This window comes from Photobacterium nomapromontoriensis (assembly GCF_050336815.1).
In the GTDB taxonomy this organism is placed as follows: domain Bacteria; phylum Pseudomonadota; class Gammaproteobacteria; order Enterobacterales; family Vibrionaceae; genus Photobacterium; species Photobacterium nomapromontoriensis.
The window spans coordinates 16,343-35,327 of the sequence record NZ_JAKJSL010000015.1; the positions used below are offsets into that span (position 1 = coordinate 16,343).

At 47.9% G+C, this 18,985-nt stretch carries 14 protein-coding genes; 4 read left to right on the forward strand and 10 right to left on the reverse strand.

Translation table 11 applies throughout. The features are described from left to right. Window positions 1-95: 95 nt before the first annotated feature. The 5 genes from L4D12_RS00795 to cmoM all read right to left on the reverse strand — a co-directional run bounded on the left by L4D12_RS00795 (window position 96) and on the right by cmoM (window position 8,725). Window positions 96-1,091, reverse strand: a complete 996-nt coding sequence (locus L4D12_RS00795; RefSeq protein WP_428445910.1) for a hypothetical protein — start codon at window positions 1,089-1,091, stop codon at window positions 96-98. Window positions 1,092-1,424: 333 nt separating this feature from the next. After that, the gene (mukB, locus tag L4D12_RS00800; protein WP_428445911.1) at window positions 1,425-5,888 is read right to left on the reverse strand and encodes a chromosome partition protein MukB; all 4,464 of its coding nucleotides are present in this window, start codon (window positions 5,886-5,888) and stop codon (window positions 1,425-1,427) included. Next, window positions 5,888-6,610, reverse strand: a complete 723-nt coding sequence (mukE, locus tag L4D12_RS00805; protein ID WP_428445912.1) for a chromosome partition protein MukE — start codon at window positions 6,608-6,610, stop codon at window positions 5,888-5,890. Before mukE ends, mukB begins: the two co-directional genes overlap by 1 nt. Next, window positions 6,591-7,913 (reverse strand): chromosome partition protein MukF, encoded by a 1,323-nt coding sequence (gene mukF, locus L4D12_RS00810; RefSeq protein WP_428445913.1) that lies wholly within the window; start codon window positions 7,911-7,913, stop codon window positions 6,591-6,593. The genes mukE and mukF overlap by 20 nt, the downstream gene beginning before the upstream one ends. After that, window positions 7,910-8,725, reverse strand: coding sequence for a tRNA uridine 5-oxyacetic acid(34) methyltransferase CmoM (cmoM, locus tag L4D12_RS00815; protein ID WP_428445914.1), 816 nt, complete (start codon window positions 8,723-8,725; stop codon window positions 7,910-7,912). The genes mukF and cmoM overlap by 4 nt, the downstream gene beginning before the upstream one ends. A gap of 120 nt (window positions 8,726-8,845) precedes the next feature. Between cmoM and elyC the strand changes: the two genes are divergently transcribed. The 3 genes from elyC to L4D12_RS00830 all read left to right on the forward strand — a co-directional run bounded on the left by elyC (window position 8,846) and on the right by L4D12_RS00830 (window position 12,037). After that, window positions 8,846-9,628, forward strand: a complete 783-nt coding sequence (elyC, locus tag L4D12_RS00820) for an envelope biogenesis factor ElyC (protein ID WP_428445915.1) — start codon at window positions 8,846-8,848, stop codon at window positions 9,626-9,628. Between the two features lie 450 nt (window positions 9,629-10,078). Then, entirely contained in the window at window positions 10,079-11,467 is a 1,389-nt protein-coding gene (locus tag L4D12_RS00825) for an L-cystine transporter (protein WP_428445916.1), read from the forward strand. A gap of 210 nt (window positions 11,468-11,677) precedes the next feature. Further along, a complete protein-coding gene (locus L4D12_RS00830; protein ID WP_428445917.1) occupies window positions 11,678-12,037 on the forward strand; it encodes a NirD/YgiW/YdeI family stress tolerance protein in 360 nt (119 codons plus the stop codon). Window positions 12,038-12,171: 134 nt separating this feature from the next. On the opposite strand, the gene kdsB is transcribed toward L4D12_RS00830, so the two are convergent. From kdsB to L4D12_RS00855, 5 genes are all read right to left on the reverse strand, one after another. Further along, window positions 12,172-12,918: a 3-deoxy-manno-octulosonate cytidylyltransferase gene (kdsB, locus tag L4D12_RS00835; protein ID WP_428445918.1), complete on the reverse strand. Its 747-nt coding sequence runs from the start codon at window positions 12,916-12,918 to the stop codon at window positions 12,172-12,174. Next, window positions 12,918-13,097, reverse strand: a complete 180-nt coding sequence (locus L4D12_RS00840) for a Trm112 family protein (protein WP_428445919.1) — start codon at window positions 13,095-13,097, stop codon at window positions 12,918-12,920. Before L4D12_RS00840 ends, kdsB begins: the two co-directional genes overlap by 1 nt. Continuing rightward, window positions 13,078-14,085, reverse strand: coding sequence for a tetraacyldisaccharide 4'-kinase (gene lpxK, locus L4D12_RS00845; RefSeq protein ID WP_428446126.1), 1,008 nt, complete (start codon window positions 14,083-14,085; stop codon window positions 13,078-13,080). Before lpxK ends, L4D12_RS00840 begins: the two co-directional genes overlap by 20 nt. A gap of 8 nt (window positions 14,086-14,093) precedes the next feature. After that, on the reverse strand, window positions 14,094-15,851 hold the full coding sequence (msbA, locus tag L4D12_RS00850) for a lipid A ABC transporter ATP-binding protein/permease MsbA (protein WP_428445920.1): 1,758 nt from the start codon (window positions 15,849-15,851) through the stop codon (window positions 14,094-14,096). A 143-nt stretch (window positions 15,852-15,994) separates the two neighbouring features. After that, window positions 15,995-18,346 carry a DNA internalization-related competence protein ComEC/Rec2 gene (locus L4D12_RS00855; protein WP_428445921.1) on the reverse strand — a complete coding sequence of 784 codons (2,352 nt, stop codon included), beginning with the start codon at window positions 18,344-18,346 and terminating at the stop codon, window positions 15,995-15,997. Window positions 18,347-18,377: 31 nt separating this feature from the next. On the opposite strand from L4D12_RS00855, the gene L4D12_RS00860 reads away from it, so the two are divergent. Beyond that, a complete protein-coding gene (locus tag L4D12_RS00860; protein WP_428445922.1) occupies window positions 18,378-18,896 on the forward strand; it encodes a DUF2062 domain-containing protein in 519 nt (172 codons plus the stop codon). Window positions 18,897-18,985: the final 89 nt, after the last annotated feature.

An 18,985-nucleotide genomic window follows, 5' to 3' on the forward strand; every position in this document is an offset into this window, starting at 1 on the left:
ATCTCTGCTGAATACCCGCTTAATCTTCCCCAAACAATTCAACCAAGCATGTCTGCTTGGCCGAATTCATTTTTAATACTGTTGCAAACCACTATTTATAGATTGCGATAGTGATCATCACCAGCCTTAATATACTGATCTTGATACTTAGACGTCGCGCCATCGAGATCGATATCTAGGTCTATCTCATTAGGTAAATCCAACAAGGCATCACATACCAGTACAATATCGTAGTTACCTTCCGGTACATATTCCATGGTATACGTATTATCATCACTCACTTTAGCCGTTTGAACGGGCGCATGGTCTGAGCCTAGATCACCATATTCAGCACTGTCAGCCTCATAAAGGTAGACATAGGCATCCTTGGCAGATGTCGCACATGACGATACGTCGATATCACCGAATATTGTTGCGGCAGAGAGGTTATCAACAACTCGAAAGCCTTCACTTTTAATTTGATACGCTTCTTCTACCAACTGGATCATACTGCGCAAATCAAATGACATGGTAAATGTCGTTGGTGCATCAATATTAATATTTAACCCTTCAAAGGTAAGATCATCAACAATATCCATCTTCATCTTGTCAATCGGATTACCGATATACGAATAAGGTGTGGATAGAAAATCTCCGTAACTCCCCTGCAATATTGACATCGCCATTGTGGTGTATTCACCGACAGGCACTAACTGTTCAGTGATCAGGTTCATCAAATCCACGCCTGTCACATCATACAAGTCAATCACAATGAACTTCGGATACCCATCGCTATCGACAGGTATCTCACTGTCTGCAGGAATACACTGAGTTGAATTAGCCCCATAAGGGTCACTCATACTTTTTGTCGTCCACTCCACGATGGTGCCCGAGATATCATGAATAGAGACTGCATCAATTGCGACACAAGCCTGCAGGCTATCCGCTTCATTGGGTATTTCCTCTGACGGTATCGAAACATCCACCGAGACAGGCACTGAACCCGCGTCCTGATTTGGCGTCGCTTCATTTGCAAGTGACGATCCCCCATCTGAATCGTTACAGCCAGCCACAATGAGTGTGGCAAGCATCGGTAATAGTATTTTTTTCATGTCATCACCCCTACGACAATATAAAAACTGGCCTGTACCAAACCAATCTGCTGGCCGCCTAGTGTTTGGTTATTTTTTTGTATGCCTAATCTAACCGTGACCTGAACCTTCTCCATCAGGAATAAAGTCAGCCATCGTTCACATTGGCACATGGCCTAATCTGACAGTTAAAATTTTAGGCGCGAATAACAGGACAAAAATTTTATCCGCAGGGTAATTAAGTAATGAGAAAAAGTTCTTACTATCAAGACGAAAAAAGCCGATCTTTCGATCGGCTTTTTATCTTTTAACCCGTACTTACTCAACGATCACCATCTGGTGGATCCCATTGGCTTAAACAGGATCAAGCTCCAACATATTTTGAATCGCTGGTTGTGCTTTTTGCTCTTGGCCAAAACCTCGCAACCCGACCACATGAACATGTTCACGATCTTTAAAGATCTTACGCACCAGTTTGTAGGTCGTGCCTTTTTCTGGGCTGATGTTTTCCGGCGCAGCAATCAACAGCTGCATATCCAGACGCTCACACAGCTCGAACAGGGTAGCAATCGACTTGCCATCCAAACGTGCGGCTTCATCAAGGAATAGTAAACGGCATGGAATGATGTCTTTCCCGCGAAGACGACGTGACTCTTCTTCCCAGCTCTGAACCACCATCAACAAGATCGCCTGACCGGTACCAATCGCTTCACCGGTGGACAATGCGCCCGACTCAGCCTGTAGCCAACCGTCAGTACCTCGATTTACTTCGATACTCAGCTCAAGGTAGTTACGGTAATCCAGCAGCTCCTCGCCCATGATCTGCGATGAACGCTGACCCATATCAATGTGCGGGTTCAAACGCTGGAACAACTTCGCAATCGCTTCTGAGAACGACAGACGATGGTTACCAAACAGATCCTGATGTTGATCTTGCTGCTCTGCCAAGCCACTCAACAAAGATTCATGCGTCTCGCGTACTTTCACGTTAAGGCGAACCCCTTTCACCTGACCAAAACCAATATTTTGCAAACCTTGGTTCAACATGCGAATACGGTTCTGCTCTCGCTGAATCGTCTTACGAATAATATTAGCCACAGAATCAGAACTGATCGCCAAGCGCTGTTCACGGGCAGTCAGCTCTTCACTCAAGCGTGCCAGTTCCACTTCCATCTCTTCAATCGCTTCGACAGGATCGTCGGTAAGAATGATGTCATGACGAATACGCTCGCGCAGATGCTGATAAACGGCAATATAGAACAATACCTTGCGCTCAGGTCGTGATACATCTTCCGATGCTCGCAGCGCATCACGCAGGTTCTCGTTATCTGATACCGCCAAACGCAATGCGCCCAGAGATTTATCAGACAGTGAACGTAGTTCATCCGCTGACATGTAAGCCATTTCACGACGGTGCAAACGGCGTTCGACATCACTGGCTCGAGCCAGACGTAATACCGCACACCACCCGGCCTTCGCAGTAACAACCAGCTTACGGATGTCTTGATATTCTTTGCCGACTTTACGCAGACGCTTGATCAGGCCTTTCATTTCAAGCTCAATCGCGGTCAGTGCTTTTTCCAACTGACTACGACGAGTGCGTGAACTGTGCAAACGCTCATTCAACTCATCACGACGCAGACGGGCACGCTCTTCTGCTTCTACATCGGCACGCACACCCAGCTCGTGCAGTTCACGTTCAAACTCTTGAACAGTTTCCATCTTCGCTTGATGCGAACTCTTCAATGATGCCATTAACTGGTTGTACTGGTTAGCCTGTGCACGCGCTTGTTTGAGTGCATCACGGCAACGAGTACGTTCACGCTCAGTGGCTGCCAATTTATTTTTTAGCTGTTCATTGAGCTCTGAGCTCTTATTCAGCATGTCGACAGAATCGGCATAGCTAAAGTGGTGACGTCGCTCAACCAAATCAGCTACCGCAAAAATCTTGGTCTTAAGCGCTTGTAATTTCTGATCGGCCTGCTCATAGCCGGCTTGTAGCGCATCAAATTGCTCAGGATCGGCATCCAGTGCAGTGATCAACAATTCCAGTTCTGCAATCGCTTTTCCATGACGATCAAGGTAGTTACGTGCTTCATCAAGCTGAGCCAGCTGCTGCTCAATATCATCAAAGCGTGCAGACAAGGTATCATCAGCCAGCAAGTTCACCAATGGTGATATCTTACCCAGCAAAGCAAGGCCTTCGCGTGCTGCGGTCAGCTGACTACGCTGTTGTTGTTCTGTTGCCTCTGACTCCGATAACTGACGGTTGATCTGATTACGCTTATCACGCGCGACTTTCAACGCCGCTTCTGGATCAGTGTTAAACGCTACGGCCATATGAACTGCAACAAAGCGATTAAAGCTCTGATACAGGCGCTGCAATTTTTGTGAATCAAACGCAGCTTTAGCATGATCTTCAACAACCTGCTCACGCTCTTCACGTAGCTGCTCTAAACGTTGCTCACGCGCAGCACGACCAAATAGCGGCACTTTCGGGAAACGAGAGTACCGAAGCTGACGATCGTTGAGGTGTACACATACCGCACCGTCCAGCTCATCCACATCAAAGCCGCTGTCGTCAAACGAGTCTACATCCCCTTCCAGAATGTATAAATCATCCGGACAGTCCTCAAGGGCAACCAGTTTCTCTTTGATCCCTTTCAGATCAGGTACCACGATCGCATGACGAGCCGGACCGTACATGGCACTGAAATACGGTGCATCAGCCAACGTGATGTCATCGTAAATTTCAGACAGCAGGCTACCCCCCAAGGTATCTGCTAAAGCACGCAGGCGTGAATCATCGCTACCTCCAGGTTGAGCCAGGCGTTCGATATCCAGCTCTAACTGCTTTTTACGTGCCGCCAGTTCATCACGACGGGATGAAACGGTACGTTCTCTATCCAGCGTTTGCTGCATTGCATCCATCACAGCCTGACTGTCATAGAGTTCGCTTTCAGACTGTTCCGCAAGCTTTTCCAACGCATCTGAGGCTGCGATCCAAGCCGGTGCGGCGGCTTCGAGCGTTGAGATCTGACTGGCTAACTGCTGCTCTTGACGACGAAGGTCATTACGCTGATCAACCAGTTGTTCTTGTGCTTGCTCTAACCCTTCAACCGTCGCTTCATGGCGCGACTGCTCTTCAGCAAGTGCCAATTCACCGTCTATCGTAATCATGAATCGCTTACTGTAGGTTTCCGCCAGTTCTGTTGCTTGGCGCTGCTGACGAACAGCACGCTCAAGATCACGGTATTGGGCTTTCAGCTGGTCACTGCGTTCCGTCATTGCATTCAGTTGACGGGCTTTCGCTATCAGTTCTCGGGCTTTGTTGCCCGCATCCGAACGTGCCACCGCCCCAGCGATGGTTGTCACCAACTGCAGGCCTTTCTCGAACTGCTGAGCTGCCGCTGAAGACATATCAAGCTTGTGTTTAAGAGCGAGAAGCGCCGTTGTCTGATTGTCTTGCTCTTGCTTTAGTTGCGCCAAATACGGTACAGCTTTATCGGCCAATAGCTGGTGGTCACCAGATAGATCACGGGCTTTTTCCAGTGCCTGAACAGCCTGTTGGTACTGCAACGCACGCGTTTGCTGCATGTCTAACGCTTGCTGGTAATCGGCAAGCTGTGTCTTGAGACTATCGACTTCTTCTTCCGTCAGTAGAGCCTGCTCTTCTGCAATGGCAAGCTGCTCGGCGGCTTCTTCCACCACCATCACTTGCTCTTCCAGACGCTCAGTCAACTCATCCAAATCTTCACGGTAGCGTTCAATCTTCTCTTGCTGACGAACGGCAGTTTGAACCAATTGCAGGTGATCCGACGCTGCCTGATGATCTTGCTCCAACGCACCTTCGCGCTCAGTCAGCTCAGTCAGCTCACTGGTCATGTTGATCATCGACGCTTGCTGATCATCAAGGGTTTTACGTGACCCCATCAGCTCGCCGCGCAAACTCAGGGTCTGTTCCAGCTTCTTACGGCGCTCATTGGCATGGCGCATGTAGTCTGCTGCCACGTAATTGGTCGCTTCGGTGATCAAGTGCTTAAACAGGTCACGATCACTCTGAGTCAGCTTAATCGCTTCCAGTGTCATGCGGTTTTCGCGCAACGCGGCTTCCATGTCCTGAAACGCTTTCTTCACACCGCTATTATGTGGCAGCAAGTAGTCACGGAGCGAGCGAGTGATCGCACTGGAGATACCACCGTATAATGATGCTTCAATCAGACGGTAGAATTTTGAACGGTCGCTGCTGTTACGCAGTTTCTTTGGCAATACGCCAAATTCAAACATCTGCGCGTGGTAATCCGTGACTGAGTTGAAGGTTTTAAATACCACTCCTTCATAGTCGGCTGTCACAACATCTTTGACTTCGTTGATCTGGCGGACACGCGCTTGATTATCAGACAACGTCTCAATTAAGACATCCGTTGGCTTCACATGCGAAGGCAGGCCTTGAATAATAAATGGCTTGATATCGACTTTCTTATCACGGCCTGCTACCTGCTGTAGACGTACTGCAAAAACAATGCGCTGATTACGCGAGTTAACGACGTCCAAGGCTGAGTAACAAACACCCGGCTTCAGCTTACCGTGTAAGCCTTTATCACGTGATGCATTCGAGCTACCGGCTTCAGTGGTGTTGCGAAAGTGCAACAGGCTCTGATCTGGGATCAAAGACGTAATAAATGCCGCCATGGTGGTGGATTTACCAGCACCGTTACCACCAGATAGCGTGGTCACCAAGTTATCGATATCAAAAGTGCGGGCAAAAAAGCCGTTCCAGTTGACCATAGTTAACGATTGATACTTACCGCGTTCCATTAGGCTTCACCCTCCTGACCGGCACTGTCTAATTCTTGTTGTTCTTCATTTTCCAGCAGGCTGGTCTGGCTAGGTTCTTGCTGATGGACAACCACAGCCTCACCATCTCGGATCAGACGGATCTGCGCTTCACGCATATCATCTCCGGCGCGAACATCGGCACCAAAGCGGAACACAGACTCACTAATACGGAATTTCCCGTTGTCACCAATCGGGATGATCATGCCAAGACGGCGCAGACGACGCAGTGAGGTTTTCACTTTGTCATAAAGCTTTTCACGATCCAGATCCGAGCCTGTTGCACGGTTAGTCACTAGCTTCATGAGTTTCTTCTCATCAGCCAGTGTCATTAGTTCATCAAACAACTCTTGGTTGGTGAAAATCCCTTCATGTGCCAGACGCTCTGGACTCAGGTAAAGGAAACACAATACTTTGCCAACCAGCATATCAATTTCAGCCAACACTGAACGGCTGATCAGCGAAGTCGAGCGAGGGCGCAAGTAAACAAAGCCTTCTGGCGCACGAACCAGATCAGCATGGTAGCGTTTATAGAACAGCACCAATTCCTGTTCAAATTCAATCAGCAGGGCATGGTTGTCTAGATCTTCGCTGGAAATATGACGACCAGAACGGAGCGCATTATCCAGAGCCGGGAAAAGCGGGTTGGCAATCGCCTTGGCCAGCTTCTCAGGCATAAATTCTTCAATATTTGTCAATGACATTCGCTTGTACCTTGGCTCCATAGTCATTAATTGCTTCCCAGTCTGGCTGGACAGCATTGAAATCTGATTCGGAATAACCCAATCGAACTGCTTGGTCGATCACCAAACGCGCCAAATCAAAATGTTGCGCGTAAGGGTGCAGAGCAAGGTAATCTTTCAGAAGTAGGCTTAAATTAATTGGCGCACCCGTCTCTTTATGGGCTTGCAGCATGGCAGCAACTTGCTCGGCAAGTTGGTCATTCACCAAATCCAACTCTTCAAATTCCATCTCTTCCGGCACAATACCGGTGACTTCATCGTCCCGTAGTACCAGAGCTTCATCGCGCATATCCAACAAGCGATCAGCATCGGCATAGGTCAACACCCATGGTGCATCGAAGTAGTCCTGCACTGACTGTCGTAGGCGTTGGCTAAAGGCACGGTTCTTGTCCATATCGATGGCGGTTCGGATGAACTTATGCACATGGCGGTCATAACCAATCCACAAGTCGATAGCTTGCTGACCCCAGTTAATGATCCGATCCAGTTTTGCCTGCAGATTGAATATCATGGCATCGACAAAGTCCAGATCCGGATTGCCCTGCACTTCTTCCTGAATAATCAGCAACTGCGTTTGTAACTGATCACCCGCCGCCTGCAATGTATCTTGCAGTTCACGCAGGGTGCTTGAGGTTTCATTCAGTAACGACTCACAGCTACTGATAGCGGCTCGCCAGTCCTGATTCAGTAGCTCTGCAATGTCTTTTTTGACTTGCTGCTGCTGTTCATCCATGGTGCGCTGATTCAGATCGATTCGGTCAAAAATCTCAGCGACGGAGTACTTCAGTACCGCATGCACATTCTGGCGCCAATGTTTTTCATCGCCACCTTCTTGGGCCGCACTGGCCGCTTTGTTAATTTCATCGGCAACCATGGCTAACTGAATCGACAGCTTTAGGGTCGAGTATTCACGGTGACGGGCGTAATAATCTGTGATCCCCAGCGCCAGCGGACTCAGGCGGTAAATACTGGCACCGTCTGTCACTTCACTGGTAAAACGAGAGATTAATCGTTGGCGAACCAACTCATTTATGGCGTTGTTGGCACGGAAGGCCACGGTTTCAGGTGTTTGTTCGAACATATCGCTGACAATGCGAAATGCATCAACTAACTCACCTTCCCCTAATTCTTCATCGAAACGATCGCCGCTTAACACAGCAATCGCCAACAGGAACGCCAGCCGCTCAGTTGGCAGATTAAGCTCAAATTCATGCTGCTTAACCCAATTAACCAACTCAGGAACGGTCTGGGTTACTTCACTCATCCGTTGTCCTTATTACTAATATGTTCTCTGCTAGCGTCTAACGGCTTTTGCGCATATACGTGGATATAACGCCCCAGAGACAAAAAAGGCTCCTCGCGACATAGCTTTTGCTCCATCGCAAGCACCTGTTCAAAACTGTAATCCCCCACCCTGACTGTTTGCATATAGTCGTGGAAAGTTCGCACGCCGGTTTTACCTAATATGTTAAAGCCAGCGTCGGTGAGCCAACTATACACATCTTCTGGCTTAATGCCTTGTTGTGGCTGCAATTTAAATCGTTTACGGTGCGGCATGCCCTCTTCAACATGGGTAAGATTTCCGCATATTAAATTTTTAAATAACAACCCGTTATAGTTATAAAACATAACAGATATCACGCCACCTGGTTTCACTTGATCAAGCAAACATGTAAGGGCATGCTTCGGGTCAGCCAACCATTCCATCACCGCATGAAACAGGATCAAATCGACAGGTTGCTCTAAATGCTCACCAATTTCCTGCACAGGGCTATGAACCAAGCGATACTGCTGAAGTAAGCCATTTTTAGCAATGTCTTGCTCAGCTAATTTCAACATTTCAGCAGAAAGATCACACAATGTGACTTGGTGCCCCAGCTCTGCAATTTTCTGCGAAAGCTGACCTACCCCACCACCCGCATCCAAAACCTGAAGCGGCTTGTTGTTTTCTATTCGGGCTAAAATTTGCTCAAGATCTTGCCAGACAACAGTCTGCCGGATCTGGCCTTTGCCAGTACCGTAAATATTTGTTGCAAATTTTTGTGCTATATCATCAAAATTTCGATCTTTAATCACGGCAGCTTTACGTTATGATAGCGATTCTAAAAATATGGCTTATTTTCTCACAAGCGATAGAGGAATAAAGGCTTGTGGTGCTTTTTCAAGCTCAACTGCTGATTTTTCGGACGACATTGCATGTTTGAACTCAAAAAAATTGTCTCTGCTTTTTTAATGCCCATGCCCGCGATGCTTATAATCGGGTTCATTGGGCTGTTACTGCTCTGGTTTACACGCCGCAAAGGACTGGCATCTGTTTTTATCAGTGTCGCTTTTTTCGGCCTGTTTCTAATCGCTTTCCAACCCGTGGCAACCAGTTTATTGCGCCCGCTAGAAAAGGCATATCCTCCGTATGTGCCCTCAGGAAAAACCGTAGAGTTTGTGATGGTGCTCGGTAGCGGTCATGTTATTGATGCCGCTATGCCAATCACCTCTCAGCTCGCACGATCTTCGTTAATGCGTCTTGTCGAGGGGATCCGCATACATCGGATGTTTCCCGGTTCAAAGCTGATCCTATCAGGTTATGGTGGTGGAACTGAGGTTAGCCAAGCCAGAATGATGGCAAAAGTAGCACTCGCTCTCGGTGTACAGAAAAACGATATCTTGTTACTTGAAACCGCCAAAGATACATGGGAAGAGGCTTTTCAAGCCAAGTCAGTGGTGGGGGATCACAAACTTGTACTCGTGACCTCAGCCAGCCATATGGATCGCGCGATGTACGAATTCAACGATGTAGGCCTTAACCCTGTTGCGGCGCCGACTAACTTCTTGGCCAGTAACAAAATTGAACAGCCTTGGGTACGCTATTTCCCCAACTCTCAATACTTGGAACAGACTGAGCGTTACTGGCACGAAACTCTGGGCCGTTGGTGGCAGCAACTGCGCAACCTGTTTGCCAGTCATGAGGCAACCACCGCCTAAACACCTATCATCACCATCGGCTTTGCCTCTAAAGCCGGTGGTTCTATTCCTAACAGTCACACTCTGGCTTATAACTCGCGGCTCGGCTCTTTTCCCATCCCTAATCCCTCAAGACCCGCCCTGACGCTCTTCCTCGTCCCTAATCCCTCAAGACTCACCCTGACGCTCTTCCTCACTCCTAATCCCTCAAGACTCACCCTGACGCTCTTCCTCATCCCTAGCCCCTCGACACTCGCCCTTAAGCTCTTCCTCATCCCTCGCCTCTATTTATCTCTATATGTTCAAAAAATACACCTATATTCCATTTAGTTTTATCACGTGCGAATTACTCATATATAAAGCTATATAAAACCATTCCTGTTTCACGAGGGACATCATACTATTGCGGCAATTAATGACTGATAAGTCAGTAACGGAAGCACTGATTTACTTATAATGTAGGGTTATGCCATGCACCAAATAATTAACTTAGCCATTTTTGCGCTACTCATCGCGCTGTTATATCGCCAACAAAAAGCGGATAACACACTATCAAAACGTGTTTTTACCAGCCTTGCCCTCGGCGTACTATTCGGTACTGCCTTACAAATGTTCTATGGCAGTGGTAGCACTGTTATTAGTGAAACGCTGGAGTACGTTAACATTATTGGTGCTGGCTATGTCAGCTTACTGAAAATGATCATCATGCCATTGATCATGGTGTCAATCATTGGTGCTATCGTCAAAGTCAAAGACTCGGGATCGCTGGGAAAAATTTCTGGCCTGAGTATTGGAATCTTACTGGCCACAACTGCTGTTTCTGCGCTCATCGGGATCATTGTGAGCCATCTGTTTGGCCTATCAGCAGAAGGGATCGTGCAAGGCGCTCGTGAAATTGCGCGCGGTGAAATGCTACAGACTCGTCTCGGTACGGTACAAACCCTGTCATTTCCCGATATGATCATCTCATTCTTTCCTGGCAATCCGTTCGCTGATCTTGCTGGTAGTCGCCCGACATCTACCATTGCTGTCGTTATTTTCTCAGCTTTCATTGGGGTGGCAGGCCTGACTGTTATCCGCACCCAGCCCGAACTGGGAGCAAGCTTCGAAAAATTCATCAATGTCGCCCAAGAAGTGGTCCGTACCTTAGTGCGCATGGTGCTAAGCTTAACCCCCTATGGCGTATTGGCGCTGATGACCAAAGTAGTCGCTGGATCAAACTACCATGACATCCTTAATCTGATTAATTTTGTGATGGCTTCTTATGTAGGTCTGGCGCTGATCTTGGTGATGCATCTGGTACTAGTATCATTCGTTGGCGTTAATCCAATTCGCTACCTGAAAAAAATCCTTCCGGTACTGACGTTCGCATTTACCTCTCGCTCCAGCGCAGGCACCATTCCGCTGAATATTGATACTCAGGTAAAAAAACTGGGTAATGGTGAAGGTGTCGCTAACTTCTCAGCCTCATTTGGGGCAACCATGGGACAGAATGGCTGTGCGGGTCTTTACCCTGCGATGCTGGCTGTGATGATTGCACCGACTATCGGCATTAACCCACTGGATCCTGCGTTCATCCTGACCTTAGTCGCTGTTGTGACTGTCAGCTCATTCGGTATCGCAGGTGTAGGCGGTGGCGCAACGTTCGCGGCACTGATTGTGTTATCGACCCTTGATATGCCAGTGGCACTAGCCGGGCTGCTGATCTCGATTGAACCACTGATTGATATGGGTCGTACTGCTATCAACGTCAGCGGTTCCATGGCAGCTGGCACAATAACATCACGGCTTCTTGATCAAGCTGACGATACTCTCTTTAATGCGGATAGCGACATCGATAAGACGCCCGTTAAAGCCTAGCAACTCAGCCCGTAAGCAATAAGATTTTATTTTCAAGGCCACTATTCAGTGGCCTTATTGTTAGTTAGCCCTAGTCGTTCATGAACCCAAAATGAATACTCTGGTCATTGTCAATTCAGTAGTACGAGCGCTAAATATCAACATAACGAACAAGAAAAATGCCACAGTGCAATCACTTGCAAAATACAAAGCTTAATAAGGAAATGCGTTATGAACAAATCCGCTGCTTTTGCGCTTATCGCCGTACTTGCTATCGGCCCTGCTATTGCCATGGCTAATTCGTCTTCCGTTGCTTATAACGGTCCGGTTGATGTGACCGCTATCAGTGAAGTGATCACAAATACTGGGTCGCTCAATGATCAACATGTCATCGTAGAAGGGACATTTGTGAAACAAGTCGGCACCAATAGCTACGTGCTAAGCGATGGTGTCAATCAAGTCACTGTCGACCTTGATGACAATATTCGATTAGATCTCCCTATTAATGCCGATACTCGACTACGGGTATTCGGTGAAGTTGGCGATGGCCCAATGCCTGAAATCGAGGCCGATAACATCGTTATTCTGTAACTATTATTGCCCCCTCCCTGACAGCATCAAAAACACAATTACAAACACAACATAATAAAATAAAAGGGCTAACGACTTTCATCGTTAGCCCTTTTCATCATGGCTTGCAAATCACGATAGTAACGTCGTTAACGTTAACTCAACAACTGACGCACTTTTTCGAGATCTTCAGGCGTATCAACCCCAACAGGTGGAGTATCAATCGCAATTTCGACATGGATTTTCTCGCCATACCACAACACACGTAGCTGCTCTAGCGATTCAATCTTTTCGAGTGCACTCGGTTCCCAGTTAATGTAAGTTTTGATAAACCCAGCACGGTAAGCGTAAATACCGATATGTCGCATCAGGTTATGGTGGATTTCCTGTGGGCGCTTAGCATAATTATCACGATCCCAAGGAATAGAGGCACGGCTAAAATACAGTGCATAACCGTCTTTATCCGTCACCACTTTCACCGCATTGGGATTGAACACTTCATCAGCATGATCAATCGCAACGGCCAGTGTCGCCATTGGCGCCACACTGTTCGCCAGATTCACGGCAACCTGACGAATAATGGTTTCAGGGATCAAAGGTTCATCACCTTGAACATTCACCACAATGTGATCCGGTGCCAACTTATATTTCTCAACCACTTCAGCCAGGCGTTCGGTACCCGATTCGTGATCAGCGCGGGTAAGGCACACTTCACCACCAAAGCCTTTCACTACGTCGACAATGCGCTGATCATCCGTCGCAACAATGACTTGCTCAGCACCGGCCTTGCTCGCTTGCTCATAAACCCACTGAATCATAGGCTTGCCTGCAATATCAGCCAGCGGTTTACCCGGCAGACGTGTAGACTGATAACGTGCAGGGATAATGACAGAAAATGACATTATTTCACCTCATCGGTACTTAATGTACGCGCTTCTGATTCCAACAAAACCGGAATACCGTCTTTGATAGCGTACGCAAGACGATCAAACTTGCAGATCAGCTCATTATTGTCTTTATCAAGGTTTAACTTGCCTTTGCACGCAGGACAAGCGACGATTTCAAGCAGACGATGATCCATATTCTTCCTTTACCTTCATTATCCGATTAATCAAGCTTTCAGCCTGATCCGTGGGCAACACCGCATCAACGGGGAGATACCACCAATTGGGCTGAGCGAAAGTGTGGCATTTCACCGCATCTTTCTCTGTCATGACTAAATGCTGTCCTTTATCTGACAGCTGTTGTAATTCTTGCTCAGAAAATGCCTTGTGATCAGCAAATGGCTGACATAGCACAGGCTTTAGTCCAAGCGTGTCTAATGTATTAAAAAAACGGGGTGGATGGCCGATACCAGCCATAGCTACAATGTCACCCGTCAGGCTCATCGCCTCACAGCGCTCACCAGTATGCAAATTAACCAGCGCGGAGGGCGCAAGATACATCGGAATTTCACCCGACATTGCTTTCCCGCCATTACAAATCAGAAAGTCCACCTCTTCTAGACGCTGGCAGCTTTCACGCAGCGGACCGAGAGGGATCAATTGCTGATTACCAAATCGGCGCTGGCCGTCAATGACCACAATTTCGATATCACGTGCGAGTGCGTAATGCTGCAATCCATCATCGGTAATAATGACATCGACATCCGGTTCTAGCAACGCAACAGCATCAGCCCGTTTAGGCGACACGGCTACAGGCACACCTGTGCGGCGATAAATCAGTAGTGGCTCATCACCTGCTTCCAAGGTGGTGCTCTGCGCATCTATCCGGTAAGGGTAATACGGTGCTTTGGCACCATAACCCCGCGAGACAACCCCCGGCTTAAGCCCCGCCGCTTTAAGCTGCTCGACCAGCCAAATCACTACCGGCGTTTTACCATTGCCGCCGGCAGTGATATTACCGACCACCACCACAGGCACGCTGGCGCGATGAACGGCTTTTTTCCCTGACTGATACTGAGCACGGCGGCGACGACTGATCACGCCAAACAATTTACTTAGCGGCCATAAAAGCGGTTTGAGCAGCCAGCCAAGCGGATGGGACTCAAACCAAATTTTCTCAATCACCGATGCCATTAGTCACCAAATTGAATACGATGAAGTTGGGCATACGCACCATCCTGAGCCAGTAGCTCAGCATGTATACCACGCTCAATAATTTCGCCTTCATCAACCACCAAAATCTGATCAGCGTTTTCTATCGTTGATAGACGGTGAGCAATAACCAATACCGTGCGGTCTTTCTGTAGCTCATCCAGCGCGGCCTGAATTGCACGTTCTGATTCAGTATCCAACGCCGATGTCGCTTCATCAAGAATCAATACTGGTGAGTTACGTAACAAGGCACGGGCAATCGCAATACGCTGTCGCTGTCCACCAGACAGACTAACACCATTTTCCCCGATAACCGTATCTAACCCTTTATCCATTCCGTTAATGAAGTCCATAGCATGAGCAAGTTCCGCGGCTTTTTCAATGTCAGCCCGGCTGTATTGGTCACCGCTTGCATAAGCAATGTTATTCGCGATCGTGTCATTAAACAAATGCACATTCTGCGATACAACGGCGACCTGATCACGCAAGTTAGCCAGCTTATAATGGCAGATATCATGGTCATCAATTAAGATGCTGCCTGAGTCAATATCATAAAATCGGGTCAGCAAGTTGGCGATGGTACTCTTACCAGAGCCAGAGCGCCCAACCAATGCCAACGTTTTACCCGCCGGCAAATCAAAGCTCACATTACGTAGCGCTGGTGTATCCTTGGTCGGATAAGTGAACGTCACGTCTTTCACTGTTATGGTACCGTTTACACGGTCTATTTCATGGTTACCATGATCTTTTTCAGCATCCAGCTCAATCAGATTAAACAAGGTCTGGCACGCTGCCATACCGCGTTGAAACTGTGAGGTAACGTTAGTCAGTGCTTTTAACGGACGCATCAAGCCGAACATGGAACCAAAAATAAGGGCGAACGTACCCGGGGTTAATGATGCTCGCAGTGATTCTGTATTGGCGAGGATCAACACAACCACCAACGCCAAAGACGCAATTACCTGAATCACCGGATTCGCGATAGCCTGAGCAGAAACCAGTTTCATCGTCTGCTGACGCATCCGGTTACTCACCTGCTCAAAACGCTCCTGCTCGACTTGCTGACCACCATAGCTCAACACCACTTTATGGCCTTTGAGCATTTGCTCTGCCGATGAGGTCACCGATCCCATCGCATCCTGCATGTTTTTCGAAATACGACGGAACCGCTTAGAGACAACACGAATACTGATAGCAACAACGGGGGCGATTACCAATAGAATCGATGACAGCTCCCAACTGTTATAAAACATGATGGTCATCAAGGCGATGATGGTCGCGCCTTCACGCACCAAGCTGACCAATGCGCCACTGGTTGCCGAGGCAACCTGCTCTGAGTCATAGGTAATGCGAGAAAGCAGCTTACCTGAAGATTCTTGGTCAAAATAGCTGACCGGCATCTTCATAAAATGGTTAAACACCTGACGGCGCATCGTCATAACAACGTTGCCCGAGACCCATGCAAGACAATAGGTTGAAACAAAACCGCTAAAGCCGCGAAGGATCATCAGCCCTAACAGATAAATGGGCATCATTGCCAAAAAATTCGACTCAACACTGTCGAGCCCACCAAAACTTTCATCCATCAATGGCTTTATCATCGAAAGCATCAGTGCATCACTGGCAGCGTTTAGAATCAAAGCAACAACAGCTACAGCTAGCCCAGTCTTATAAAGGGAGATAGAAGGCCAAAGTCGCTTAAACGTATCCCAAGTGGTTTGATCGTCAGCTTGTGTCATAGAAACCAATTTATTTTAAATTTAATTAACCACATTCTACTCTTTTCACAGCGTTGGACCAAATAAGTTCATCTAACCTTCCACTAACTCGCTTATTTTTCAATCAAAATAAAACAAGGGTATCGCGCCTTACTGACAACAAATTACTTCGTGTCATCGATGGGCCGAAACCAAGCCGCCTGTACATCTTGTCGGTAACGCGTCACTGAAATCGAGCGAGCATCGATCTGCAGCGACACCTGACCGTCACTGGCCGTCGATAACCAATTGATATTATGATCGCGATAGCGCTGTCGTACACTTGGTGACGGCAGTTTCCATGGACTATAGCGTGCAACCGACACCAATCCATACTTAGGGTTGATCGACTCAAGCCAGGTTACCGTCGATGATGTCGCACTGCCATGGTGGGGCACCAATACAATATCCGGCGAGAGTGAGGGCTCTAACCTCGCTAGCAATAACTCAGAGATTGCATCTATATCGCCCGTAAGCAGCAGGCTAGGCATCGCGCTATTCTGATTGGAACTGGGCTGAATTTGAATTACACAAGAATGGGGATTCGCGGCTCGTTTAACCTGTTTAGGCGGCCAAAGCACTCTAAAATCAAGCCCTTGCCACTGCCATTTTTCATCCCTTATACACACATCAAAATCAGACCTGACATCACTACTGCGCTTCCATTGAGGCTGAAAGCGCGAAATCAAATAAGCGGCACCACCGGCATGGTCATTATCAGCATGGCTTAAAATAAGACCATCTAACTGATGGATCCCTCGCTGATGCAACACCGGTTCAATCACCGAACTGGCAATACTCCCCGTCGGCCATGCATCCCCGGTATCATACAAAACGGCTTTGCCATTGCGTGATATCACGACCGCCAGACCATGCCCGACATCCAGCATATCCACCTGCCATGACGTAAAATCTTGCTCATTATTGTCCGGACGCATGATGCTACCCATACCGCGACTACCATCCCAGCTGATAACCACCAGTAGCACTACAGCCCAAAACCCCTTAAATGGACGAAAGGGTAATAACCAGATCAGGCAGGTAATAATCGCGAAAGCGATCAAATAAAACTGCCAACTGACGGCCAGTGTTAACCAACTTCCAGTCGCAACATTTGCTATCCACACCACTGGCAGCAAAGTCCAGTCGGCCAATTGCCACAACCCCATCGCCACAGGATGCCAACCTGAAAAAACAACAGCAGCCAGCACCAAAGGGACGGTTAACCCGCTCACCCAAGGTACAGCAATGAAATTAATCACAGGCGCTAACGGGGTAAATCCACCAAACCATAACCATTGAACCGGCAACATTAAAAACAGTAGAGCCAACTGCATATAAGCCAAGATGCTTAACTTATGCCGGAATCGAGCATACCAGCTAACGTCATCTTTGCCAGACTGACTCGTTCGAACACCGCCAATACTGGCCAGTAAAATAATCAATACGGCGGCAAACGACAGCCAAAAACCGGCACGATAAGACACTAACGGGTTCATCATCAGGCTAATAGCAAAAACCACCAATAGGATCTGCCAACTAGCCCATTTGATCCTCAGCCGCAGTAACAGCAGCATCAATACACTCATAAGCAATGCTCTTAGCGTGGGTAAGCTGAATCCAGCCAGCCACGCATAACCAAGGCCCAAACTGAAAGCTGCCCATAATGGTAACCATTGCCATCGGCTCCTATCACCGAATAGCACCCGAATAAAACCACCCACTCCCCAGCCCGCCATGACAGCTAAGCCAATATGCAAACCGGATATTGCCATCAGGTGGGCCAAGCCGCTATCGCGTAATACTGACCAGTCACTGTCATCGAGTAATCCCCGATAGCCAAATCCTAATGCCATCAAATAAGGCTGATGTATCAGCGTGGCTGTCTGTTCAAGCGCTTGGTCAAAATATGCTTGTCGTAATCCCGTCAACGTACCGTCACTACCCCTAAGCCGCTGACCTCGCAGTACGATGCCAGCACCATGAATATTTTTACCAACAAAATGCCGCTCACGATCAAAACCAGCACTGTTAACCCGCCCATAAGGCGGGCGCAATTTCACATCTAACTGCCAACGCTCCCCTTGCCGCATCATTGGTACTGACGTACCGACTTGCCAGCGCAGTTGCAAGCGTATTTGTTCAGGGACAGGAGACGGAAAACGGTCATGTTTGCTGACAATAAACTCAAACAATGGTTCTGCACTGTTATGATTTAAAAGGCTACTAACTTCCCCAGTTATGGTAATATTCTCTTGTAGCACAGAAACAATTTGGACGTTTTTTAGATAAGCTGTTGCCGCGATATTCGCCATTAGTGCCCCGAATGCGACCCAGATCAATAGTTGCCAGCGGAAATAGGCACACACTACACCCCCTAAAATCAAGGCTGTAACAAGCGCATTATGCTCTGGTAGAAACGACCAGAAATGAAGCGATAATAGTCCAAATGCAATCCCGGCTGCGCCTTTGAACATTTCAGACCAGCCTGAAGAAATAAGAATTACAATGCCTAGACACGTAATTAAACGATTTATGCCCAGCCATGACGTTATCAAGCGTCAGAAAGCGCTGAAAATTTTTGGCAATGTGCTTTATAACCCTAACCTGTGGTGCCTGAACCGCCGTTCGGCATCTGGGGCTTTTGCCGTGGGGTTGTTTATGGCCTTCGTTCCCCTTCCCAGCCAGATGATCATGGCAGCAGGATTGGCGATTTTGTTTGGTGTGAATTTGCCGTTGTCGGTCTGCTTGGTTTGGATCAGTAACCCCATTACGATGCCAGTACTGTTTTACGGGGCTTATAAGCTTGGGGCATGGATGCTGAACAGTCCGCATCAGCAGTTTCATTTCGAACTCTCGTGGGAGTTTCTGCTCCATCAAATGAATCAAATTGGTCCTCCATTCCTGCTTGGTTGCATGGTGACTGGGATCACTTGTGCTGTGATTGGTTATTTTGGCATTCGCGGGCTATGGCGCTATTCCGTAGTACGCAGCTGGCAAAAGCGTAAATTTCGAATGCTGCGCTGATCTCGCAATATCAGCCACCGCACGACTAAAAACAAAAAACCTCGCAAATGCGAGGTTTTTTAGTGCCATCTGATAGCGATACTGCATCA

Excerpts from the sequence above, each read along its gene's own strand:
- L4D12_RS00855 (WP_428445921.1), bottom strand. The coding sequence starts at position 18,346 with ATGTTCAAAGGCGCAGCCGGGATTGCATTTGGACTATTATCGCTTCAT.
- mukB (WP_428445911.1), bottom strand. The coding sequence starts at position 5,888 with ATGGAACGCGGTAAGTATCAATCGTTAACTATGGTCAACTGGAACGGC.
- L4D12_RS00860 (WP_428445922.1), top strand. The coding sequence starts at position 18,378 with ATGCCTAGACACGTAATTAAACGATTTATGCCCAGCCATGACGTTATC.
- mukF (WP_428445913.1), bottom strand. The coding sequence starts at position 7,913 with ATGAGTGAAGTAACCCAGACCGTTCCTGAGTTGGTTAATTGGGTTAAG.
- L4D12_RS00830 (WP_428445917.1), top strand. The coding sequence starts at position 11,678 with ATGAACAAATCCGCTGCTTTTGCGCTTATCGCCGTACTTGCTATCGGC.
- elyC (WP_428445915.1), top strand. The coding sequence starts at position 8,846 with ATGTTTGAACTCAAAAAAATTGTCTCTGCTTTTTTAATGCCCATGCCC.
- kdsB (WP_428445918.1), bottom strand. The coding sequence starts at position 12,918 with ATGTCATTTTCTGTCATTATCCCTGCACGTTATCAGTCTACACGTCTG.
- mukE (WP_428445912.1), bottom strand. The coding sequence starts at position 6,610 with ATGTCATTGACAAATATTGAAGAATTTATGCCTGAGAAGCTGGCCAAG.
- L4D12_RS00840 (WP_428445919.1), bottom strand. The coding sequence starts at position 13,097 with ATGGATCATCGTCTGCTTGAAATCGTCGCTTGTCCTGCGTGCAAAGGC.
- L4D12_RS00795 (WP_428445910.1), bottom strand. The coding sequence starts at position 1,091 with ATGAAAAAAATACTATTACCGATGCTTGCCACACTCATTGTGGCTGGC.
- msbA (WP_428445920.1), bottom strand. The coding sequence starts at position 15,851 with ATGACACAAGCTGACGATCAAACCACTTGGGATACGTTTAAGCGACTT.
- L4D12_RS00825 (WP_428445916.1), top strand. The coding sequence starts at position 10,079 with ATGCACCAAATAATTAACTTAGCCATTTTTGCGCTACTCATCGCGCTG.